The sequence below is a fragment of the Brevundimonas sp. Marseille-Q4549 genome (assembly GCF_976940555.1).
The window spans coordinates 2,592,225-2,611,909 of sequence record NZ_CDRHXG010000001.1 but is presented as its reverse complement, the minus strand read 5'-3'; the positions used below and the strand labels follow the sequence as shown (position 1 = coordinate 2,611,909).

Here is a 19,685-nt window from a genome sequence, read left to right as displayed (position 1 = left end):
GAATTGGACCTCTTCAAGGAATCGATCATGTCGAACGGCCCCGTGGCAGCGATTATCCGTGAAAAACTGACCGCCGCCCTGGCTCCCGAACGGCTGGAGCTGGAAGACGACAGCTGGCGGCACGCGGGCCACCATCATGAAGGCGGCATGGACGCCAGGGCGGGCGGCGAAAGCCACTTCAACCTGCTGATCGTATCCCCCGCGTTCGAGGGGCAGTCGCGTCTGGCGAGGCAGCGGGCGGTCAACGCCCTGCTGAAGGCCGAATTGTCCGGCCCGGTGCATGCTCTGTCCGTCAAGGCGCTGACGCCCGGTGAGGCGCAGGCGGGCGGCTGAAGGGAAAGATCAGCGTTCACTTCGTCTTAGAACCTTCGTCCTAGCGTCACGCTTCCAAACCGAACGTGGGGACGCTGGGCAATGGTGGAATCGGATGGCGTCGCAAAAGCGCTTGCTGGCGATCAACGCGCAGGCGATGCGGCCCAATCCCTGACGGCGATCCTACAGACCCAGTATCTGCGATATCTGATCATCGCCTCCTGGGCGTTGGGTCTTTTGGGCACGGTCGGGCCGTGGCAGGCTTTGGCCTGGTTCGTATTGACCATCGTGGCCGGATCGGTGCGCGGCGTCGTCGAACACCGACTTAGCCATCATGTGGAGACGGGCTGGGGGATGCTGTTTCCCATCGTCGCCACCGTGACCACGGCCGCCTGGGCCGTCGCGCCGCTGATGGCGTGGTTCTCGCACAACACCTTCGGCCAGCCCCTGGCTATCGCCCTGCTGATTTCCGGCTATGTGCTGGTGTTCACCCAACTGCGCAGTTCGCCGCGTCAGGCCATGATCATCTCCTCGCCCTACGGCGCGGCGGCCGCGATCATCCTGGCCAGCCTGTGGGGCACGGCCGAGTTCTGGTCCCTGCTGGGCGTTCTGCCGTTCACGGCCGCCGGACTGTTCGTGCTGGTGACGATGACCATGCTGCGCGAGGAGCGGATCCGGGCGTTCCAGTCGCACCAGGCCCATCTGATCGAGGAACTGGAAACTGCGCGCGACAAGGCGGATGCGGCCAATCACGCCAAGTCCAACTTCCTGGGCATCATCTCGCATGAGCTGCGCACGCCGATGAACGGCGTCCTTGGCGCCGCCCAACTGCTGAGCGCGACGCGTCTGGAGACGACCCAGCGCGAATATCTGTCGATCATCCGCAATTCGGGCGACAACCTGCTGTCGCTGCTGAACGACATCCTCGACATGACCAAGATCGAGGCCGGGAAGATGAATTTCGAGGTCGTCGACGTCGATATGGAGGATCTGCACAAGCGGGTGACGGGACCGTTCGAGGCGCAGGCCGAAGCGCGGGGTCTGGACTTCGTCTCGACGTTCGAAGGCGAGATTCCGACGGTGGTGCGCGGCGATCCGCTGCGGGTCTGCCAGGTGTTGCAGAACCTGTTGTCGAACGCGGTCAAGTTCACAGAGAGCGGCCAGATCCAGTTTCTGGTGCGGGGCGAGCGGATTTCCGACAAACGTGTCCGGTTCGACTTCGTCGTGACCGACAGCGGCTCCGGCATTTCCGAAGAGGATCTGACGCGCCTGTTCCAGCCCTTCACCCAGGTCGACGCCTCTTCCACGCGTCGCTTTGGCGGGACGGGCCTGGGTCTGACCATCGCGCGGCGCATGGCCAACATCATGGGCGGCGATATCGGCGTCACCTCCACCCTTGGCGAGGGGTCGTGCTTCACCCTGTCGATCGAAGCAGAAGTGGTCGAATGGGCCAGGCCGGCCTCGACCCAGAAGGCCGACGCCGAGGTGCAGGAGGCGGACTCCCTGCGTGTGCTGGTGGTCGAGGACCATCCGGTGAACCGCATGATCCTGGAGGCCTGGATGGCCTCGGCGGCCCACGTCACTGTCGCCGCCGAAAACGGTCAGCTGGCGGTGGAGGCGGCCGATGCCCAAGGTTTCGATCTGATCATCATGGACGTGAACATGCCGGTCATGGACGGCTTGACGGCTACGCGCCTGATCCGGGCCGGCGACGGACCCAACAGCGACACGCCCATCATCGTCCTGTCGGCCTCGGCCCGCAACGAGGATCACGAGGCCGGCATGCTGGCGGGCGCCGACGCCTATCTGAACAAGCCGATCGATTTCGGCGCTCTGGCCGAACTGATGGCGCGGGCGGCGGGCGGCCGCGAGAGCCTGCGCGAGGGCGAGCACGCGGCCTGTTCGGCCGCCGCCTGATCGAAACCAATGAAGGCGCCGACGCTCCGAAGGGAAACCTCCGGGGCGTTCTTCGTTGAGAGACGGCGCGCGACGGTCGCGCCGGATGGACCCTGAATGCGCGCCTTCGCCGAACTTCTGGACCGATTGTCCCTGACGGCCTCGCGCAACGCCAAGCTGGTGCTGGTGCGCGACTATCTGCGGGCGACGCCCGATCCGGATCGGGGCTGGGCGCTGGCTGCCCTGACGGGCGACCTGACCTTCGACGCCGCCAAGCCCGCCATGATCCGAAAGGCGGTGGAGGGGCGGGTGGACGGCGTGCTGTTCGGCTGGTCCTACGACTATGTCGGCGACCTGGCCGAGACGGTCGCCTTGATCTGGCCCGCGCCGCAGGGCCGCCGCCCGAACCGCGAGCCGGAACTGTCGGAGGTGGTCGAGGCCCTGCGCACCGCTTCCCGCGCCGAGGTGCGGGGGTTGTTGGAAGGTTGGCTGGACGCGCTGGAGCCCAAGGGACGCTGGGCGCTGCTGAAGCTGATGACGGGCGCGCTTCGGGTGGGACTGTCGGCGCGGTTGGCCAAGACCGCGGCGGCCCTCATGCGGCCCGAGACCGCGCCCACGCCGCCCTCGCCGCAGGGTCGCGAAGCGGAGACGGCGCTGGCGCCCGTCGACGTGTCGGATATCGAGGAGGTGTGGCACGCGCTGAAGCCGCCCTACGCCGATCTGTTCGCCTGGCTGGAAGGACGGGCCGAACGCCCCAGTCCGGATGCGCCAGGCCGTTTCCGGCCGGTCATGCTGGCGACCGCGATCGACGAGACGGCTGATTTCCCCAAGCTGGAGCCGACCGACTTCGCCGCCGAGTGGAAGTGGGACGGCATCCGCGTGCAGGCCGTGCTGGAAGGCGAGGCGCGCAAGCTATACTCCCGAACCGGCGACGAGATTTCGCACGCCTTTCCCGATCTGATGGAGGCGCTGGCGTTCGAGGGGGCGCTGGACGGGGAACTGGTGGTGTGGCGCGACGGCGCGGTGGCGCCGTTCGGCGATCTGCAGCAGCGGCTGAACCGCAAGACGGTGGACGCCAGGACGATGGCGGCCTTTCCGGCGGCGATCCTGGCCTATGACATCCTGGCGGACGGGGCTGAGGACGTGAGAGGCCGATCCTTGCGCGACCGCCGCGCGCGACTGGAGGCGGTGGTGGCGAGCCATGCCGGGGGGCGGCTGCATCTGTCGCCCCTGATCGACTACGCAGACTGGGACCAGTTGGCCCGACTGCGCGCCGATCCGCCGGTCGGGGCGGCGGCGGAGGGGATCATGCTGAAACGGTGGGACAGCCCCTATCTGGCCGGGCGCCCCAAGGGCCCCTGGTTCAAGTGGAAGCGCGATCCGCATGTCATCGACGCGGTGCTGATGTACGCCCAGCGCGGGCATGGCAAACGCTCCAGCTTCTATTCGGACTACACTTTCGGCGTCTGGACGGAGGAGGGGGCGCTGACGCCGGTCGGCAAGGCCTATTTCGGCTTCACCGACGAGGAGCTGAAGCAGTTGGACAAGTTCGTGCGCGACCACACGGTGGAGCGTTTTGGGCCGGTGCGGTCGGTGCGGGCCGAGCGCGATTTCGGCCTGGTGCTGGAGATCGCCTTCGAGGGGCTGAACCGATCCACGCGGCACAAGTCGGGGGTGGCCATGCGGTTTCCGCGCGTCAGCCGCATCCGCTGGGACAAGCCGGCGCGCGAGGCCGACACCCTGGAGTCCGTCATGGACCTGCTGGACGCCATCGAAAGCGGCGGCGGGCGTATCGCAAAGGCGTAAAATCGGCCCGGCCGGGGGTTCCAATCGGCGCGTCAGGCGTTAGACCCGGCCCATGTCTTCCCCGATGCCCCTCGACGCTGCTTCCCTGGACCAGGCGGTCGCCGCCGGCCGCAAGGCCATTGCGGTGGACGCGGTGATGCTGACCAAGTTGACCGAATTGGCGGGCGAGTTCGCCGTCAACCTGACCATCGCCATCCTGATCTTCATCGCCACCCTGTTTGCGGCGAAATGGGCGTCAGGCGCTGCGCGAAGGGCCTTGTCGCGGGTGCGCGGCTTCCGTCACGACCCCACGGTGCTGAGCTTTGCGGTCCAGGTGGTGCGGGTCGTGGTCATCATCGTGGGCATGATCGCGGTGTTGCAGCGTCTGGGCGTGCAGACCACATCCATCATCGCGGTTCTGGGGGCGGCGTCCCTGGCGGTCGGTCTGGCGCTGCAAGGCACCCTGTCGAACGTGGCGTCGGGGATCATGCTGCTGGTGCTGCGGCCCTATCGCGTGGGGGACGTGGTGGATGTCGGCGGGATGTCGGGCACGGTGCAGCGGCTGGACCTGTTCACGACCCAGTTGTCGAACGCCAACAACCACAAGATCGTCATTCCCAACTCCAAGGTCCTGAGCGATTCCCTGACCAATCTGACGGGCCAGCAGACCCGCCGGATCGAAATCAAATTCACCGTCGGCTACGGCGACGACCTGACCCAGGCCCGCAAGGTGCTGGCCGGCGTCGCCGCCGCCCATGACAAGGTGCTGGCCGATCCTAAGCCCTGGACCGGGGTTACGGCCCTGTTGGACAGCGCGGTGGAGGTGACGCTGCACGCCTGGGTCAAGGTCGGCGACTGGTGGCAGACACAGGCCGATCTGATGCAGGGCGGCAAGGAGGCTCTGGACGCCGCCGGGATCGAGATCCCGTTTCCGCATCAGGTGGCCGTGCCCTACGACGACGCCAAGGACGACCCCATCGGCGCGACGACGCCCGCTGATCCGCGCGAGGCTGGCTGATGCGTTACGACTTCGGGTCCGACAATACGGCGGGCATGGCGCTGAGCGCCATCGAGGGGCTGGTGCGCGCCAACAAGGGCTTCGCCCGGGCCTATGGCGCGGACGACATCACCGCGCGCGCCGCCGATCAGATACGCCAGCGGCTGGATGCGGACGCCGAGGTGCGGTTCGTCTTCAGCGGCACGGCCGCCAACGCCATCGCCCTGTCCATGCTGGCCCAGCCCTATGAGGCGGTGCTGGCGCACCATGCGGCGCACATCTGCACCGACGAGACCGGGGCGCCCGGCTTCTTCGGCCACGGTCTGGGCCTGATCGGCCTGCCGGGCTTTTCCGGCAAGATCGATCCTGTGGCCCTGCAGGCGCAGCTGGCCGAGGCCGAGGTCGGTCATCGCCAGCCACCCGCCGCCCTGTCCCTGACCCAGGCGACGGAATATGGCGCGGTCTATACCGAGGAGGAGGTGCGCCACCTGATCGAGCCGACGAAGGCGCTGGGCTATGGCGTGCATATGGACGGGGCGCGGCTGGCCAATGCGGCGGCGGCCGGGTTCGACCTGAAGGACATTCCGCGCCTGGGCGTGGATGTTCTGGTGTTCGGCGGGGCCAAGGCCGGGGCCAATTGCGCCGAGGCCATCGTCCTGTTCGACAAGACCCTGGCCCGGCGGCTGGACAATCGGCTGAAACAGGCCGGGCAGACGGCGTCCAAGACCCGTCTGCTGTCGGGGCCGATGCTGGGCCTTCTGGAAAGCGGCGACTGGGAGGCGGGGGCGGCCCACGCCAATCTGATGGCCCAACGGCTGGCGGCGGGGATCGCCACGCGCTCCGCCTTCGTTCTGGCCCATCCGGTCGAGGCCAACGCCGTCTTCGTGCGGATGTCGCCCGAGGCGCATGGCCGTTTGAACGCGCTGGGCTGGGCCTGCTATCCATTTGACGACGGATCGGTGCGGTTCGTCTGTTCCTGGGCCACGCAACAGGCGGCGGTGGACGAACTGATCGAAGCGATCGTCGGTCTGGACTGAACGACGAATTCCCGCCGCCGGCCAGCGTGGCCTTTCCCTGGTCGCATTGGGTTTCCATATGCGGATCATGGCGATGCGTGGTGAGCGCTCAGGCGGCCGGCGCGACCCGATGGTCAAGGCGCAGCAGGCCGGGAGCATGGATGACAAGACAGACGGCCCGGCGACGCTGAAGGCGCTCGTGGACCTGGCGCGGCTGGTGGGACGCTCCGGCGCGCCACAGTTACGATTGCGGCTGATCTCGGCCGTCGCCCTGACCCTGGCGGGCAAGGGGTTGGGCGTGCTGGCGCCGCTGGTGCTGGGTGCGGCGGTCAATCGACTGGCGGCGGGGCAGGGCGCGGCGGCGGCCGTGGGCTGGGGCTTCGCCGCCTTCGCGGTCGGCTGGGCCCTTGTGCGGCTGCTGTCGGCGCTGTCGCCGCTGGCGTCGGACGTTGTGTTCGCCCCCGTCCGCGCCGCCGCCCAGCGCGCCACGGCGGCGGAAGCCTTCGCCCATGCGCTGAGCCTGTCGCTGGACTTCCACCAAACCAAACGCTCGGGCGCCCTGTCGCGGACGATGGATCGCGGATCGCGGGCGGTGGACTTCCTGCTTCGCATCCTGGCCTTCAACCTGGTGCCGACGGGGGTGGAGCTGGTGCTGGCGGCGGCCGTTCTGGGCGGCAAGTACGACTGGCGCTTCGCCGCCGTCGCGGTGGTGGTGGTCGTCATCTACACCGCCGCCACCTTCGCCATGTCCAACTGGCGGCTGGAGCATCGACGCATCATGAACGCCGCCGATTCCGAGGCGGCGGGCGTCTCGGTCGACGCGCTACTGAACTACGAGACGGTCAAGTCGTTCGGCGCCGAGGCGCGGGCGGCCCGCACCTACGACCAGGCGCTGGGCGACTACGCCCAGGCGTCGCTGAAGGCCAACAGTTCGCTGGCCATGCTGAACGGGGCGCAGGCCCTGATCATGAACCTGGGCCTGGGCGTCATGGCGGTGATGGCCGGGTTCGAGGCGGCGGCCGGCCGGATGGGGCCGGGCGACGTGACCGCCGCCGTCCTGATCATGATTTCGCTCTACGCGCCGCTGAACATCCTGGGCTTCGCCTATCGGGAAATCCGCCAGTCCTTCATCGACATGGAGGAGATGCTGAAGGTGACGCGCCAGACGCCGCAGGTCGCCGATGCGCCCCACGCCGTCGCCCTGCCGCGTCCCGCCGATGCGCGCGGCGCCTCGGTGGCGTTCGAGAATGTCGGTTTCCGGCACGACGCCCGGGCCAATGGGCTGGAGAACGTCAGCTTCTACGCCGCGCCCGGGACGACGACGGCCCTGGTCGGTCCGTCGGGGGCGGGCAAGTCCACCATCGTCAAACTGGCCCTGCGCCTGCTGGACCCGCAGGAGGGGCGGGTGCTGATAGACGGTCATGACGCGCGCGACGTCACCCAGGCCTCGCTGCGGGCGGCGGTGGCCCTGGTGCCGCAAGATGTGGCCCTGTTCAACGACACCCTGGCCGCCAACATCGCCTTCGCCCGCCCCGACGCCGACGAGGCCCAGGTCTGGGCGGCGGCCGAGGCGGCGGAACTGGCCGGCTTCATCCGGGGCCTGCCCGACGGGATGCAGACCAAGGTCGGCGAGCGCGGGCTGAAACTGTCGGGCGGCGAGCGCCAGCGCGTCGGCATCGCCCGCGCCCTGCTGGCCGATCCCTGCATCCTTATCCTGGACGAGGCGACCAGCGCCCTGGACAGCCGCACCGAGGCGGCGATCCAGAAGACGTTGCGCAAGGCCAGAAGCGGCCGCACGACCCTGGTGGTGGCGCACCGGCTGTCGACCGTGGCGGACGCGGATCAGATCCTGGTGCTGAAGGCCGGGCGGATCGTCGAACGCGGGGCGCACCACGAACTGGTGGCGCGACAGGGCGGAGAATACGCCGCCTTATGGCGGAAACAGACCCGAGCCGGAAAGACGGGCCAGGCCTGAGACGGCTTGCCCCAAGGCCGGGTCAGCCCTGAGGCTGGCCCGGCAGCTTGCGCTTCAGCACCTCGTGCAGATTGGTCAGTATGGCCGAGCGCGCCGCCGCCTCTTGCGGGGGCAGGGACAGCAGCACCTTCATCGCCTGGGCGTGGACGGTGGCGATGCGCCAGTCGAAACCGCCCTGGCGCGGCGCGGCGTCCAGCAGGTCGCACAGCCCCTTGGCCGCCGTGCACAGGTCGTCCATCTCGAACGGGCTGGCGGCGTCGATGATCTGGCTCGAGGCGGAATAGGCCATGTCCAGCCGCATCGGCTCGATCATGCCGGGAACCGGCTCGGCCAGCAGGGCGGCGATATTGTCGGCGACGATCGTCCTGGCCTGATCCTCCAGCACGGCCAGATTGGCCTTGGCCTGGGCCAGGGCGACCCCGACGCTGACGCCGCCGGGTTTGTCGATCATCTCGGCGAGACGTGACTTGCGCTGCATGTGAGTGATGACGGTCATGCCGCATTCTCCCCGTTCGCACGCCGACGGATCAGGTCGGCCCGACGCTCCTCGCCCTCGTAGTCCTCGTTCCGGAACCGGCGGTCCGGTCCCAGATAGTCGCCCACCTCCAGGAAGGGGCGGCTGTCGCGCGCGACCCACAGGATGCGCTCCAGAAGCAGGGTCGGGCTGAACGGTTTGGTGACGACGAAATTTGCGCCGCAATCGCGCGCCTCGGCCACGCGACCGCGACGGATATGGCTGGCGGTCATGATGACCGGGGTGAAGGCGTTGGGGTTCGGACTGGAACGTCGCAGCCAGCGAACCAACTCATAGCCGTCGATGTCGGGCATGTCGGTATCGATCACCAGGAGGTCGATCGTCTTCTCCTGGAGCAGGCGTTTGGCCTCGACGCCGGCGCCGACGGCGTAGGTCGGCCGGATGCCGAATCCCGCCAGGGCGTTGGCGGTCAGCGTCAACGAGAACGGCGAATCGTCGACGATCATCGTCACCGCGTCGTTGAAGTTGAACACGGCGCTCTCGCGCAGAGACGAGGCGGCGTTCATGTCCGATCAGGCCCGATCATCCGGCCGTTCCGATCATGGCTGACCGTCCGCTGCTGCAAATCCCGAGAATCGAGCATGTCAGCCGAGGATGGACGCGTCGTTAACGCGCCGTCGGTCGATCAGCCGCCCAGGGCGCCGATGGCGTAGAAACGGTCGGCCCGATCCTTGCGGATCTGTTGGGGGGTCATGCCGTCGAACCGCTTCAGCTCGTCCGCCAGCACGTCGCCGACATTGGCGACGGCGGCCTGGCGGTCGGCGTGGGCGCCGCCGACGGGTTCCTCGATCAGGCGATCGACGATCTTCAGCTGCATCAGGTCAGGACCGGTGATCTTCATGGCCATGGCGGCGTCCTTGCCGCGCGAGCCGTCGCGCCACAGGATGCCCGCCGCGCCTTCCGGCGAAATGACGGAATAGATCGAATGCTCCAGCATGATCACCCGGCTGGCGGCGGCGATGGCGATGGCGCCGCCCGAACCGCCTTCGCCCGTGATGGTGGCGATGGAGGGCACGCCCAGCGTCAGGCAGCGTTCGGTCGAGCGGGCGATGGCCTCGGCCTGACCGCGTTCCTCGGCGCCCAGCCCCGGATAGGCCCCGGCGGTGTCGATGAAGCTGAGGACCGGCAGGCCGAACTGCTCGGCCATGTCCATCAGGCGAACGGCCTTGCGGTAGCCTTCGGGGCGCGCCATGCCGAAGTTGTGGGTCAGGCGGGTGGTGGTGTCGTGGCCCTTCTCATGGCCCATGATCACGACCGGCCGGCCCCGGAAACGGGCCAGACCGCCCAAGATGGCCTGGTCGTCGCCGAACTGGCGGTCGCCGTGCAGTTCGTTCCAGTCGGTGAACAGACCCGCGACATAGTCGACGAAGTGCGGCCGCTGCGGATGACGCGCGACCTGGGTCTTCATCCACGGGTCCAGGCCCGCATAGGTCTTCTTGCGAAGCTGGGCCGCCTTCTTGCGCAGACCCGCGATTTCGGTCTCGAAACCGCCCGTGGTTTCGGACAGGGCGGACAGCTCGTCGATCTTGGCTTCCAGATCGGCGATCGGCTTTTCGAAGTCGAGATAGTGCGTGGCCATCAAGGCGTCCGGGACTGCAAACGGGCGAAAGCGCCCTTGGGGAAGGCGGGCGAAACTAGAGAGGTCAACGCCGCCGGGCAAGCGGGGGTTCAGAAGGCCTTGGGCAAACCGGCCTGTTTGAGGACCGAGTTGGCGGTGTGTCGGCTTTTCGAGCGCGGCACGATGACCCCATGCGGCTGATCCGGGTGTCTCCACTTCTCGTGACTGCCTTTGGCGTTGCTGACGCGACGCCAGCCAGCGGCGAAGAGAAGGGCGGTCAGTTCGGGATAGAAGTCCCTTGGGCCTATCCAGATCACGCGTTGTTCTGGAATGTTGATGGCGTCACGATACGAATGAGAGAATGCACCGCTTGTTGTGCGGTACGGCTCTGACAACACCAGATCATGTCAGGCGGCGATGACGTCAAACCCGCCTGCGGCCTCAAAGCGAACCGGAACAGCGCCGTGAATGCCGAGGTTTTCCGCCAGAAGCTCGGGCGCGAAATGGCGCGCGAGGTTCTCGAACTCGCCGAGCGTCGCCGTTTCCAACACCAGCCCCACGATATTCGACTCGCTGCACCAGACCCCCGCTTCGGGGTCCCAGATCGCCTTGACGTAGAACTCTTGAGCCATTGCCCGAATATGCGCCGTCAGTCCTCGCGCGCCAAGGGGTGGTTTTGCTGGACGACCTGGGTCAGGCGGTCGGTGGCGACGTGGGTGTAGATCTGGGTCGTGGCGATGTCGGCGTGGCCCAGCAGGGTCTGGACGACGCGAAGGTCGGCGCCGCCTTCCAGCAGGTGGGTGGCGAAGGCGTGGCGCAGGACGTGGGGGCTGACGCGGGCCGGGTCGATTCCGGCCGTGATCGCGGCTTCGTCCAGCAACTGGGCGAAGCGGCGCGGGGTCAGGTGGCCGGTGCGGCCGGAGGAGGGGAACAGCCAGGGGCTGTCGGGCGCCTCGGGTTTGCGCCCGTCCTTGCCCTTGAGTTTGGCGTCGCGGGCGGTCAGCCAGGTCTTGATCGCCTCGCGGGCGGCGGGATTGAGGGGGGCGAGCCGTTCCTTGCCGCCCTTGCCGCGCACGATCAGATAGGCGGGGTCGCGGCGGACGGCCTCGACCTTCAGCCCCAGCAGTTCCGACACCCGCAGGCCCGAGGCGTAGGCCATCTCCACCAGGGCGACCAGACGCAGGCCCGCCGCCGCGTCGCGCGCGGCCGAAGCGGCCAGAAGGGAGTCGATCTCGGCGCGGCTCAGGACCTTGGGCAGGGATCGGCCCTGTCTGGGCGCGTCCAGGCGACGCGAGGGATCGTCCGTGCGCCAGCCCTCGGCCAGGGCGAAGCGGTAGAACTGGCGTGCGGAGGAGCGTCGTCGCGCGGCAGTGGCGGCGGACAGGCCGCGCCGCGACAGGTCGGCGAACCAGGCCTCCACGGCTTCGGCGTCCGCGCCCATCAGGCCGCCGGCGTCCGAAAGGGCGGTCTCGGCGTCGGCCAGATCGCGGCCATAGGCCGACAGGGTATGGGGCGAGGCGTCGCGCTCGACCGCCATCATCTCAAGAAAGGCCTCGATCTGGGGCGTCATCGACCGAACCTGCCTTCGGACGGATGGCGCACGGTCTGGCTTGGTGTAGAGGTTTCAGGGATCATGCCTGCCTGCGCCTTCGCCTTCGCCGTTCCTTCGACCGTCCGTTCCGCCGGAGCCGCCGGATGAGGCGGCGCGCGAATCCGGCGCCCAGCCGCACCATAGCCCTGGTCGGCCTGATGGGGGTGGGCAAATCGTCGGTGGGGCGACGGTTGGCCAACCGGCTGAAGCTGCCGTTCGCGGACGGGGACGTGGAGATCGAAGAGGCGGCCGGAATGACGGTGTCTGAAATCTTCGCCGCCCTGGGCGAGGAAGAGTTCCGGGCCGGAGAGGCGCGGGTAATTCGACGCCTGCTGGAAGGGCCGCCCATCGTGCTGGCCACCGGCGGCGGGGCGATGATGAACCCCGAGACGCGGGCGCTGCTGAAGGAACGGGCCGACACCGTGTGGCTGAGGGCCGATCTGGCTGTGATCGCCGAGCGGGTGGCGCGGCGCGACACCCGGCCCCTGCTGCGCGGCAAGGACCCGCTGCAGGTGCTGACGACCTTGGCCGAGGCCCGCTATCCCATCTATGGCGAGGCGGACGTGACGGTCGATGTGGGCCAGGGCTCGCACGGCCAGGCGGTCGACGCCATTCACAAGAACCTGCGTCGGCACTGGCGCAACCGACGACGCGCGGAGACCCGGACATGACCACCCTTCCCGTGAGCGGCGGCGCCTTCGCCGCCTATGACGTCGTGGTCGGACGCGGCCTTCTGGCCCAGGCGGGGGCGCGGATCGCGCCGCTGGCGAAGGGGCGCACGGTGATCGTCACGGACGAGACGGTGGCGGCCATCCACGGCGCGACCCTGGCCGGATCGCTGGCGGCGGCGGGGGTGAGGACCGAGATCGTCGCGGTTCCGGCGGGCGAAGGATCCAAGTCTTTCGCCGAGCTTGAGCGCGTGCTGGACCGGTTGCTGGAGATCGGGCTGGACCGCAGGGACGTGGTCGTGGCGCTGGGCGGCGGGGTCGTGGGCGATCTGGCCGGTCTGGCGGCGGCGCTCTACATGCGCGGGATCGACTTCGTGCAGGTTCCGACGACCCTGCTGGCCCAGGTGGATTCTTCCGTCGGCGGCAAGACGGCCATCGACACGCCGCGCGGCAAGAACCTGGTCGGCGCCTTCCACCAGCCGCGTCTGGTGCTGGCCGATATCGACGTGCTGGCGACCCTGCCGGAGCGTCAGGTGCGTTCGGGCTGGGCCGAGGTGCTGAAGCACGGGCTGATCTGCGATCCGGCCTTCTTCGACTGGCTGGCGGACGAGGGGGCGGCGGGCGCGCGCGGCGATCCGGCGGCGCTGGAGCGGGCGGTGATCCGCTCGGTCGAGATCAAGAGCGCGGTGGTCGGCGAGGACGAGAAGGAGGCGGGGCGGCGCGCCCTGCTGAACCTGGGCCACACCTTCGGCCATGCGGTCGAGACCGAGGTCGGGTTCGACGAAAGCGCCCTGGCGCACGGCGAGGCGGTGGCGCTGGGGTGCTGCATGGCCTTCCGCTATTCGGCGGCCGAGGGGCTGTGTTCGGCCGAGGACGCCGCGCGGGTCGAGGCGGTGGTCGCGGCGGCGGGCCTGCCGACACGGCTGGATCAGGCCGGGACGTTCGCGGCGGATCGGCTGCTGGCCCTGATGGCCGGGGACAAGAAGGCCGAGGGCGGGGCGCTGACCCTGATTTTGGCGCGCGGCATCGGCCGGGCCTTTGTGGCCAAGGGCGTGGATGCGGCCGGGGTGCGCGCCTTCCTGATCGCAGAGGGCGCGACGGCATGATGCGGATCGGCGTCGGGCCACTGGAGGACCGTTTCGTGCGGCTGGAGCCGTTCGAGGACGGGCTGAAGGCCGAGGTGCGGGCGGCGCTGGACTGCGATCCCGAGGCCTGGGCGATCATGGTCGGCTCGGCCCAGGGCGAGCATTTCGACGGCTGGTGGACGGCGGCGCTGGCGGCGATGCGGGCGGGCACGCGCATCGCCTATGCGGTGCGGCGGCGGTCGGACGGGGCGGTGGTCGGCACGACCAGCCTGTACGAGATCAATCCCGCCCATCGCCGCTGCGAGATCGGCTCGACCTTCTATCGGCCCGAGGCGCGAGGCGGGGCGATCAATCCGGCGTGCAAGCGGCTGTTGCTGGGCCACGCCTTCGACGCCGGGGCGGTGCGGGTCGAGATCATCACCGACGCCGTCAACGCCCAGAGCCAGGCCGCTATCCGCAAGCTGGGCGCCAGGGCCGAAGGCGTGTTGAGGAAGCACAAGACCACCTGGACCGGCCGCGCCCGCGACACCGCCATGTTCGCCGTCATCGACGACGACTGGCCTCAGGTGCGCGAGGGTTTGGACCGGCGGCTGGCGGCGTTCGGCTGAGCGAGGCCGATTAAAGGCGTATCGCTTATCAGCGCGGCCCGGAGAAGCCCTGATCCGTGCCGACCCGGGGGTTCAAAGGTGCAGTTTCGAGTCCCCACCTCGGGTCTTCCACAGGCTTTGCAGCAGCAAACTGATTTGTGTTCGAGGCGGCGCAACCCGAAAGGGCCAGAACACCGAGAACCAGGGTCGAAGCGGCAACTAACTTGGGGTTGATCATCTACCTATCCCTCTAAGACTGCCGATACGTCACATTTTCATGCGGCAAATTCAAGGTTGTCGTCACTTCTGTCTTGGGTTGTGGTTCGGCAAAAAGCTGCGCCCTGACGTCTTACTTCTGGCAGGTCCAATGCGGCTGCATCTCCGCAACCAAGGCTGCGATCACGTCGGCGGCGGGGAGGGGCCGGGGCAGGGGCGCGTCTTGACCGGCCCAGTGTGCCGCCGCGAAGCTGGATCAATCGACGGCGCGGCAGTCCGTGGGCTGTCGGCCCTCGACGGACCAGGTGGCCAGGACGCCCTTGCCGCGCAGTTCGACGTTGGAGGCGCGATACCAGATGCCGTCGGCGGCGCGCTCCTGATACAGGTCCACGGCCTCGCCGGACGAGTTGCGGACGGTGGCCATCTGGCGCGGATTGTCGAAATCGACCGACAGGCGCTCGCCGTTGTCGCACAGATAGACGGTGTGGACGACGCGGTTCAGGGTGCGGTCCTGGATCTCGGCGCCGGTGCGCTGGCGGGCGGTCTGGGCCTCGATGGCGCGTTCCTTGACCTCGTCGCCGGTGCGGGGGGCCTTGTCGGGGTTGGGGCCGCAGGCGGTCAAAAAGGCCAGGGCCGCAAGGCCGCTGAACACGATGGATTGCGGCAGATCCAGTTTGGACAAGGTCTTTCCCTCCTCGGCGTCGCCCAACGGCGCCGCTTTCGCGGCGGTCTAACGTGCGCGACCCGCCGCCGTTCCCCTCCGTTGACGGAAGAAGGACTTGAGCAGGGCGGACGCCTCCTGGGCCAGAGGACCCGAGTCGGTCGCCGGACGCCAGTGGCATGTGGGTTGTTCGAACAGACGCGGACCGTGGATGACGGCGCCGCCCTTGGGATCGTCGGCGGCCCAGACCACGCGGCCGATGCGGGCGTGGCTGATGGCGCCCGCGCACATGGCGCACGGCTCCAGCGTCACATAGAGGGTCAGGTCGGTCAGGCGATAGTTGCCCAGCGCCGTCGCCGCTCGCCGCATGGCCACGATCTCGGCATGGGCCGTGGGGTCGTGGGCGGCGATGGGGCCGTTGGCGCCGGTCGAAATCACCTCGCCAGAGGCCGGATCGACAAGAATTGCGCCCACGGGCACCTCTCCTGCGTCCGCCGCCGCTTGCGCTTGGTCCAGCGCCATGCGCATGAACCGCTCATCATGGTCCGCCATACAGACGACAACGACAAGAAGCCCCGCGCCCGTCAAGACGAACGGTCGCCCCGGCCCTTTAAATCCTCCGGTCCCCGCAAGAGCGGCGACGGGACGAGATCATTCGGCGACAAGCCGCGCGGCCCTCGCGAAGACGGCGCCAAGCGGTTCGGCGACAAGCCTGATCGGCCCCGCAGCGACAAGCCGCGCAGCGACCGAGGCGGCAAGGACAGCAAGTCCAAGACGCCGGAAACGCCCCTGCGCGCCGAGCGAATCGCCAAGACCATGGCCCGCGCGGGCATCGCCTCGCGCCGCGAGGTCGAACGACTGATCGGTCTGGGCAAGGTGGCGGTCAACGGCCGCATCCTGGACACGCCCGCGACCTTGGTGACGCGCGACGACGTGATCACGGTGGACGGCAAGCCCATCGGTTCGACCCAGGCGACGCGCGTCTGGCGCTATCACAAGCCCGCCGGCCTGTTGACCAGCCACAGCGATCCGACGGGACGGCCGACGGTGTTCGACGCCCTGCCGGCCGGTCTGCCGCGCGTGATCTCGGTCGGACGGCTCGACCTGGCGACCGAAGGCCTGCTGCTCCTGACCAACGACGGGGAGCTGAGCCGGGCGCTGGAGCTGCCTTCGACCGCCCTGGTGCGCCAGTATAGGGCGCGAGCGCGGGGCAAGATCACCCAGGAACAGCTGGACGCGCTGAAGGACGGCGTGGTCGTGGACGGCGTGTCCTATGGTCCCATCGAGGCCAAGCTGGACAAGGCCAAGGAGTCCAAGTCCGAGGACGGCAAGGCGCCGGCGAACCTGTGGATCTCGGTCTCGATCACCGAGGGCAAGAACCGCGAGGTCAGGAAGGTGCTGGAGTCCGTCGGCCTGACGGTCAACCGGCTGATCCGCCTGGCCTATGGCCCGTTCCGCCTGGACGTGCTGCCGGTCGGGTCGGTGGAAGAGGTCGGGCCGCGCGTGATCCGCGAGCTGCTGGCCGACTACATCCGGCCCGAGAACCTGCCGACCGGCAATACGGTCGAGACGCCCGCGCCCATCCCCGGCCGTCGGGTGTCGACGCCCATCGTCAAGGGCCGGTCGGGTTCGGCCATGTCGGACCCGTCGAGGAAGCCCAGCCGCGTCCGCGCCGCCGAAACGGCTCAGGCCGATGCGGTCGAGCGCCGCGAACGTCCGCCCAAGAAGGAAGGCTGGGCCAAGGCCGCGCCCAGGTTCGAGCATTCCAAGACCTTCAAGCCGCGCGAACGCACCGCGCCCGCCGGCGACCGCCCGGCGCGTGAGGCCAACTCCGTGAGGGATGGAGATCGGCCCAAGCGCGCCTTCAAGCCGCGCGATGACCAGTTCATCGACGACCGGCGCGGCAAGCCCGGCGCCAAGCCGACGGGACGCGCCGGTTCCGGCCCCCGCGCAGGCGGCGGAAAGCCGAGCGGCGGCCGCGACTTCAAGCCTCGCACGGGCGGCGGCAAGCCGGCCGGTCCGTCTGGAACGAGCGGACGCGGACCCGGCGGCAAGCCCCGTTCGCCGCGCTGAGGCCAGAGCGAGCGAGGGGACATGACCGACCAGACGGCGGACGTTGTTCCGCACAAGGATCACAGCCTGGAACGGCTGCTGCTGTTCTCGGACGGGGTGTTCGCCATCGCCATCACCCTGCTGGCCATCGAACTGCATGTGCCCGAAGGCTGGAACGGGCAGTGGGCCAGCCTGTGGGCCGAGCGGTGGCCGATGTTCACCGCCTTTGCGCTCAGCTTCGCCATCATCGGCGTCTTCTGGAACACGCACCGGCGGGTGTTCGCCCGCATGACCGGGTTCAGCAACGGGGTGATGCTGTTCAACATGCTGGCCCTGGCCGGGGTGGTGCTGATGCCGTTCGCCACGACCCTGCTTTACGAACAGCCGCGCAACGGCGAGGGGGCGTGGATCTATCTGAGCCTGGTGGCCCTGGTCGGCGTGATGCACGCCGGCGCCTATGGCTGGGCCGCCTTCGTCACCGATGCGATCCTGCCGCGGCCGCACTGGGCGGTGCGCGCCACGGTGGTCGTGACCCATGCCCTGATGCCGGGGCTGGCCTGCGCGCTGAGCTTCTTCCTGATGGCGCGAGGCGTGGGGCTGCTGGCGGCCGTGACGGCGCTGGCGCTCGGGCTGCTGATCGCCGGCCGGGTCTGGGTCGGACGCCGCTTTGGCGGAGCGGCCTGATGCGGATCGTCGCCGGCAGCCTGAAGGGCCGCGCCATCGTCGCGCCGGAGGGGCAGGGCACGCGCCCGACCTCGGACCGCGCGCGCCAGGCCGTGTTCAATGTGCTGGAACACGCCGCCTGGGGCGAGAGCCTTCAAGGGATGCGGATCATCGACCTGTACGCCGGATCGGGCGCCCTGGGGTTCGAGGCGGTCAGCCGGGGCGCGGGCTTCTGCCTGTTCGTCGAGACGGACGACGCGGCGCGCGGCGCCATCCGCGAGAACGCCGACGCCTATGGGCTGATGGGCCGCACGCGGGTGCATCGCAGGAGCGCGACGGACCTGGGCGTGCGGCCCGGTCCGATCGCCGAGGCGTTCGACCTGGCCTTTCTGGACCCGCCCTATGGCAAGGGGTTGGGCGAACAGACTCTGGCGCGGCTGATCGAGGGAAGCTGGCTCAAGCCCGGCGCCCTGGTGGTGTTCGAGCGCGGATCGGACGAGCCGGAGATCGACACCCCCGGCTATGAACGGCTGGACGCGCGCGACTATGGGGCAGCCAGGGTGCTGTTCCTGAAGGTGGCGGACCCCGCCGCCTGAGCGGAAAATGGGCACTGTGAACTTTTACAGTGCACTTTCGTGCAGATTTTTGCGAGCGGATCGCAATCAGTCCTCGGGCGGCGGTCCCAGCAGGGCCTCGTCTTCTTCCTCGATCTCGCGCCGCATGTTTTCCATCGAAGCGGCCACCTCCTCGCGGCTCATGCCCCTGAAGAAGTCCCGGTCGAAGGCGCGCGCCGCGCGGGTCAGTTCGTCGGCCAGGGCGCGCCAGCGGCGGGCGTCCGACGCGCGTCCGCCCTCGACCGCCTCGGCGAAGCGCAGGCGCGCGGTGCGGGCCAGGTCGTCCATGTCCAGGTCGGCATAGAGGTTCAGGTCCAGCTCTCCGGGCGGCGGTTCGACCTGATCGCTGCGCCGCCAGCCGTATTTGCGGGCGCGGCGGCGAAAGGCGGACAGGCCCAGGTCGTGGCGACGACACACGGCCTCGGCGCTGAGACCCGACAGATAGTCGGTGCGGGCCTGGGCCCAGATGCGGGCTTCACGGATGCGATAGGCGTCGGTCATGACCGCAGCCATAGACCGGCGCTACGTCAGATTCGGGCGGGGCTCAAAGTTTGGCGACCAACGCCTTCGCCGCCGCCGTCACCTCGCCCCAGGTGGTCTCGAACCCGGCGTCGTCGCCATAGTAGGGGTCGGCGACGGCCTGACCCTCGCGGCCCGGGACGTGGTCGAGCAGCAGGCTGAGCTCGGCGGTCGCGTCGGCGGGGCGCAGGCGGCGCAGGTTTTTCAGATTGTCGTGGTCCAGGGCGATGACATGGGTGAAGCGGCGAAAGTCCGCCGGCGTCACCTGCCGCGCCTTCAACCCCGAAATCTCCACCCCATGCCGCCGCGCCGTCGCCTGCGCCCTCGGGTCCGGCGCCTCGCCCGCATGCCAGTCCCCGGTCCCGGCGGAATCGACGATCAGATCGAGACGCAGCCGTTCGGCCTCGGCGCGCAGGGCGGCCTCGGCGAGGGGCGAGCGACAGATGTTGCCGAGGCAGACGAAGAGGATGGAGGGCATGGGGAGGTTGGTGTGTTGGTTCTGGTGCTGGCTCGTAGCGGCCTTCTACTAGTCCGCTGTCGGCTCGGTTCAACGCCGCCGATCTTAACAGGCTATCAAGTGTCAATCTAGCGACTGAACGTATGGCGTTCAGTCGAGGTGTTGACTTTCCCACTCGAATCCCTTAGACCAGTTCGTGATGAAGATCGAGTTCGCCGACAAGCGCTTGGCGCTCATTCGGACAGACCGAGCCCATGAGCTCGGCCTGCCCTTTGCAGTGATCAAGGTCGCACGTCAGAAGTTAGTTTTCCTCGAGGCAGCTCCGGACGAACGAACAATACGGAATTGGAAAAGCCTGAACTACAAAAAGCTCGAAGGGTTTTCCGACGGTCGTCGGCAAATTCGGATCAATGAACAGTATCGCATTGTGTTTCTAGTCGAAGAAACTCATCCACCGGTTCTTCAGATTATAGAAATTGGCGACACACACTGAGAATG

At 68.4% G+C, this 19,685-nt stretch carries 24 protein-coding genes; 13 read left to right on the top strand and 11 right to left on the bottom strand.

Annotated features, from left to right (window positions below; all coding sequences use genetic code 11):
• The first annotated feature begins 27 nt into the window (after nt 1-27).
• The 6 genes from ACWPV3_RS13030 to ACWPV3_RS13005 all read left to right on the top strand — a co-directional run bounded on the left by ACWPV3_RS13030 (nt 28) and on the right by ACWPV3_RS13005 (nt 7,981).
• Nucleotides 28-333: a BolA family protein gene (locus ACWPV3_RS13030; RefSeq protein WP_292088309.1), complete on the top strand. Its 306-nt coding sequence runs from the start codon at nt 28-30 to the stop codon at nt 331-333.
• 81 nt (nt 334-414) lie between these two features.
• Nucleotides 415-2,229 (top strand): ATP-binding protein, encoded by a 1,815-nt coding sequence (locus tag ACWPV3_RS13025; RefSeq protein WP_453978133.1) that lies wholly within the window; start codon nt 415-417, stop codon nt 2,227-2,229.
• A 96-nt stretch (nt 2,230-2,325) separates the two neighbouring features.
• Nucleotides 2,326-4,014 carry a cisplatin damage response ATP-dependent DNA ligase gene (locus ACWPV3_RS13020; protein ID WP_453978132.1) on the top strand — a complete coding sequence of 563 codons (1,689 nt, stop codon included), beginning with the start codon at nt 2,326-2,328 and terminating at the stop codon, nt 4,012-4,014.
• A 52-nt stretch (nt 4,015-4,066) separates the two neighbouring features.
• Nucleotides 4,067-5,011, top strand: coding sequence for a mechanosensitive ion channel family protein (locus ACWPV3_RS13015; RefSeq protein WP_453978131.1), 945 nt, complete (start codon nt 4,067-4,069; stop codon nt 5,009-5,011).
• Nucleotides 5,011-6,027, top strand: a complete 1,017-nt coding sequence (locus tag ACWPV3_RS13010) for a threonine aldolase family protein (protein ID WP_453978130.1) — start codon at nt 5,011-5,013, stop codon at nt 6,025-6,027. The genes ACWPV3_RS13015 and ACWPV3_RS13010 overlap by 1 nt, the downstream gene beginning before the upstream one ends.
• A 136-nt stretch (nt 6,028-6,163) precedes the next feature.
• Nucleotides 6,164-7,981, top strand: coding sequence for an ABCB family ABC transporter ATP-binding protein/permease (locus ACWPV3_RS13005; RefSeq protein ID WP_453978129.1), 1,818 nt, complete (start codon nt 6,164-6,166; stop codon nt 7,979-7,981).
• A 22-nt stretch (nt 7,982-8,003) separates the two neighbouring features.
• Here the strand turns inward: ACWPV3_RS13005 and ACWPV3_RS13000 are convergent, their stop codons facing one another.
• The 6 genes from ACWPV3_RS13000 to ACWPV3_RS12975 all read right to left on the bottom strand — a co-directional run bounded on the left by ACWPV3_RS13000 (nt 8,004) and on the right by ACWPV3_RS12975 (nt 11,644).
• Entirely contained in the window at nt 8,004-8,477 is a 474-nt protein-coding gene (locus ACWPV3_RS13000) for a chemotaxis protein CheE (RefSeq protein WP_292088300.1), read from the bottom strand.
• Nucleotides 8,474-9,022, bottom strand: coding sequence for a response regulator (locus ACWPV3_RS12995; RefSeq protein WP_292088299.1), 549 nt, complete (start codon nt 9,020-9,022; stop codon nt 8,474-8,476). The genes ACWPV3_RS13000 and ACWPV3_RS12995 overlap by 4 nt, the downstream gene beginning before the upstream one ends.
• A gap of 119 nt (nt 9,023-9,141) precedes the next feature.
• Nucleotides 9,142-10,095 (bottom strand): acetyl-CoA carboxylase carboxyltransferase subunit alpha, encoded by a 954-nt coding sequence (locus ACWPV3_RS12990; RefSeq protein WP_313452649.1) that lies wholly within the window; start codon nt 10,093-10,095, stop codon nt 9,142-9,144.
• A gap of 89 nt (nt 10,096-10,184) precedes the next feature.
• Nucleotides 10,185-10,469, bottom strand: coding sequence for a type II toxin-antitoxin system HicA family toxin (locus tag ACWPV3_RS12985; RefSeq protein WP_453978128.1), 285 nt, complete (start codon nt 10,467-10,469; stop codon nt 10,185-10,187).
• A gap of 12 nt (nt 10,470-10,481) precedes the next feature.
• Nucleotides 10,482-10,706 (bottom strand): DUF1902 domain-containing protein, encoded by a 225-nt coding sequence (locus ACWPV3_RS12980; protein ID WP_087119280.1) that lies wholly within the window; start codon nt 10,704-10,706, stop codon nt 10,482-10,484.
• 17 nt (nt 10,707-10,723) lie between these two features.
• Nucleotides 10,724-11,644: a site-specific tyrosine recombinase XerD gene (locus tag ACWPV3_RS12975; RefSeq protein ID WP_453978127.1), complete on the bottom strand. Its 921-nt coding sequence runs from the start codon at nt 11,642-11,644 to the stop codon at nt 10,724-10,726.
• A gap of 125 nt (nt 11,645-11,769) precedes the next feature.
• On the opposite strand from ACWPV3_RS12975, the gene ACWPV3_RS12970 reads away from it, so the two are divergent.
• From ACWPV3_RS12970 to ACWPV3_RS12960, 3 genes are read left to right on the top strand one after another with little or no spacing between them, the layout of a single operon-like run.
• Nucleotides 11,770-12,336 carry a shikimate kinase gene (locus ACWPV3_RS12970; protein ID WP_453978126.1) on the top strand — a complete coding sequence of 189 codons (567 nt, stop codon included), beginning with the start codon at nt 11,770-11,772 and terminating at the stop codon, nt 12,334-12,336.
• Entirely contained in the window at nt 12,333-13,439 is a 1,107-nt protein-coding gene (gene aroB, locus ACWPV3_RS12965; protein WP_453978125.1) for a 3-dehydroquinate synthase, read from the top strand. Before ACWPV3_RS12970 ends, aroB begins: the two co-directional genes overlap by 4 nt.
• A complete protein-coding gene (locus ACWPV3_RS12960; protein ID WP_453978536.1) occupies nt 13,439-14,026 on the top strand; it encodes a GNAT family N-acetyltransferase in 588 nt (195 codons plus the stop codon). Before aroB ends, ACWPV3_RS12960 begins: the two co-directional genes overlap by 1 nt.
• 28 nt (nt 14,027-14,054) lie before the next feature.
• Here ACWPV3_RS12960 and ACWPV3_RS12955 read toward each other — a convergent pair whose 3' ends face one another.
• The 3 genes from ACWPV3_RS12955 to tadA all read right to left on the bottom strand — a co-directional run bounded on the left by ACWPV3_RS12955 (nt 14,055) and on the right by tadA (nt 15,410).
• Nucleotides 14,055-14,243, bottom strand: a complete 189-nt coding sequence (locus tag ACWPV3_RS12955; protein ID WP_453978124.1) for a hypothetical protein — start codon at nt 14,241-14,243, stop codon at nt 14,055-14,057.
• Nucleotides 14,244-14,477: 234 nt separating this feature from the next.
• On the bottom strand, nt 14,478-14,903 hold the full coding sequence (locus ACWPV3_RS12950; protein WP_453978123.1) for an MliC family protein: 426 nt from the start codon (nt 14,901-14,903) through the stop codon (nt 14,478-14,480).
• A 48-nt stretch (nt 14,904-14,951) separates the two neighbouring features.
• Complete coding sequence (gene tadA / locus ACWPV3_RS12945; RefSeq protein WP_453978535.1) at nt 14,952-15,410, bottom strand: tRNA adenosine(34) deaminase TadA; 459 nt, start codon at nt 15,408-15,410, stop codon at nt 14,952-14,954.
• Between the two features lie 12 nt (nt 15,411-15,422).
• Here tadA and ACWPV3_RS12940 point away from each other — a divergent pair, with 12 nt between their 5' ends.
• Genes ACWPV3_RS12940 through rsmD form a run of 3 tightly spaced genes read left to right on the top strand, consistent with a single transcriptional unit; the run spans nt 15,423 to nt 18,193 of the window.
• Nucleotides 15,423-16,955, top strand: coding sequence for a pseudouridine synthase (locus ACWPV3_RS12940; RefSeq protein WP_453978122.1), 1,533 nt, complete (start codon nt 15,423-15,425; stop codon nt 16,953-16,955).
• A gap of 21 nt (nt 16,956-16,976) precedes the next feature.
• On the top strand, nt 16,977-17,618 hold the full coding sequence (locus ACWPV3_RS12935; protein WP_052247808.1) for a TMEM175 family protein: 642 nt from the start codon (nt 16,977-16,979) through the stop codon (nt 17,616-17,618).
• Nucleotides 17,618-18,193, top strand: a complete 576-nt coding sequence (gene rsmD, locus ACWPV3_RS12930) for a 16S rRNA (guanine(966)-N(2))-methyltransferase RsmD (RefSeq protein WP_453978121.1) — start codon at nt 17,618-17,620, stop codon at nt 18,191-18,193. Before ACWPV3_RS12935 ends, rsmD begins: the two co-directional genes overlap by 1 nt.
• A gap of 66 nt (nt 18,194-18,259) precedes the next feature.
• On the opposite strand, the gene ACWPV3_RS12925 is transcribed toward rsmD, so the two are convergent.
• Together ACWPV3_RS12925 and ACWPV3_RS12920 are read right to left on the bottom strand one after the other, a co-directional pair.
• The gene (locus tag ACWPV3_RS12925; protein ID WP_453978120.1) at nt 18,260-18,712 is read right to left on the bottom strand and encodes a hypothetical protein; all 453 of its coding nucleotides are present in this window, start codon (nt 18,710-18,712) and stop codon (nt 18,260-18,262) included.
• Between the two features lie 43 nt (nt 18,713-18,755).
• Complete coding sequence (locus tag ACWPV3_RS12920; RefSeq protein ID WP_453978119.1) at nt 18,756-19,208, bottom strand: low molecular weight protein-tyrosine-phosphatase; 453 nt, start codon at nt 19,206-19,208, stop codon at nt 18,756-18,758.
• Between the two features lie 175 nt (nt 19,209-19,383).
• On the opposite strand from ACWPV3_RS12920, the gene ACWPV3_RS12915 reads away from it, so the two are divergent.
• Nucleotides 19,384-19,680, top strand: a complete 297-nt coding sequence (locus ACWPV3_RS12915; RefSeq protein WP_453978118.1) for a type II toxin-antitoxin system RelE/ParE family toxin — start codon at nt 19,384-19,386, stop codon at nt 19,678-19,680.
• Nucleotides 19,681-19,685: the final 5 nt, after the last annotated feature.

Coding starts and splice junctions, on each gene's coding strand:
- ACWPV3_RS12920 (WP_453978119.1), bottom strand. CDS start 19,208: ATGCCCTCCATCCTCTTCGTCTGCCTCGGCAACATCTGTCGCTCGCCC.
- ACWPV3_RS12970 (WP_453978126.1), top strand. CDS start 11,770: ATGAGGCGGCGCGCGAATCCGGCGCCCAGCCGCACCATAGCCCTGGTC.
- ACWPV3_RS13020 (WP_453978132.1), top strand. CDS start 2,326: ATGCGCGCCTTCGCCGAACTTCTGGACCGATTGTCCCTGACGGCCTCG.
- ACWPV3_RS12980 (WP_087119280.1), bottom strand. CDS start 10,706: ATGGCTCAAGAGTTCTACGTCAAGGCGATCTGGGACCCCGAAGCGGGG.
- ACWPV3_RS12975 (WP_453978127.1), bottom strand. CDS start 11,644: ATGACGCCCCAGATCGAGGCCTTTCTTGAGATGATGGCGGTCGAGCGC.
- tadA (WP_453978535.1), bottom strand. CDS start 15,410: ATGCGCATGGCGCTGGACCAAGCGCAAGCGGCGGCGGACGCAGGAGAG.
- rsmD (WP_453978121.1), top strand. CDS start 17,618: ATGCGGATCGTCGCCGGCAGCCTGAAGGGCCGCGCCATCGTCGCGCCG.
- ACWPV3_RS13005 (WP_453978129.1), top strand. CDS start 6,164: ATGGATGACAAGACAGACGGCCCGGCGACGCTGAAGGCGCTCGTGGAC.
- ACWPV3_RS13010 (WP_453978130.1), top strand. CDS start 5,011: ATGCGTTACGACTTCGGGTCCGACAATACGGCGGGCATGGCGCTGAGC.
- ACWPV3_RS12990 (WP_313452649.1), bottom strand. CDS start 10,095: ATGGCCACGCACTATCTCGACTTCGAAAAGCCGATCGCCGATCTGGAA.
- ACWPV3_RS12960 (WP_453978536.1), top strand. CDS start 13,439: ATGCGGATCGGCGTCGGGCCACTGGAGGACCGTTTCGTGCGGCTGGAG.
- ACWPV3_RS12940 (WP_453978122.1), top strand. CDS start 15,423: ATGGTCCGCCATACAGACGACAACGACAAGAAGCCCCGCGCCCGTCAA.
- ACWPV3_RS12995 (WP_292088299.1), bottom strand. CDS start 9,022: ATGAACGCCGCCTCGTCTCTGCGCGAGAGCGCCGTGTTCAACTTCAAC.
- ACWPV3_RS12955 (WP_453978124.1), bottom strand. CDS start 14,243: ATGATCAACCCCAAGTTAGTTGCCGCTTCGACCCTGGTTCTCGGTGTT.
- aroB (WP_453978125.1), top strand. CDS start 12,333: ATGACCACCCTTCCCGTGAGCGGCGGCGCCTTCGCCGCCTATGACGTC.
- ACWPV3_RS13015 (WP_453978131.1), top strand. CDS start 4,067: ATGTCTTCCCCGATGCCCCTCGACGCTGCTTCCCTGGACCAGGCGGTC.
- ACWPV3_RS12925 (WP_453978120.1), bottom strand. CDS start 18,712: ATGACCGACGCCTATCGCATCCGTGAAGCCCGCATCTGGGCCCAGGCC.
- ACWPV3_RS12935 (WP_052247808.1), top strand. CDS start 16,977: ATGACCGACCAGACGGCGGACGTTGTTCCGCACAAGGATCACAGCCTG.
- ACWPV3_RS13000 (WP_292088300.1), bottom strand. CDS start 8,477: ATGACCGTCATCACTCACATGCAGCGCAAGTCACGTCTCGCCGAGATG.
- ACWPV3_RS13030 (WP_292088309.1), top strand. CDS start 28: ATGTCGAACGGCCCCGTGGCAGCGATTATCCGTGAAAAACTGACCGCC.
- ACWPV3_RS13025 (WP_453978133.1), top strand. CDS start 415: ATGGTGGAATCGGATGGCGTCGCAAAAGCGCTTGCTGGCGATCAACGC.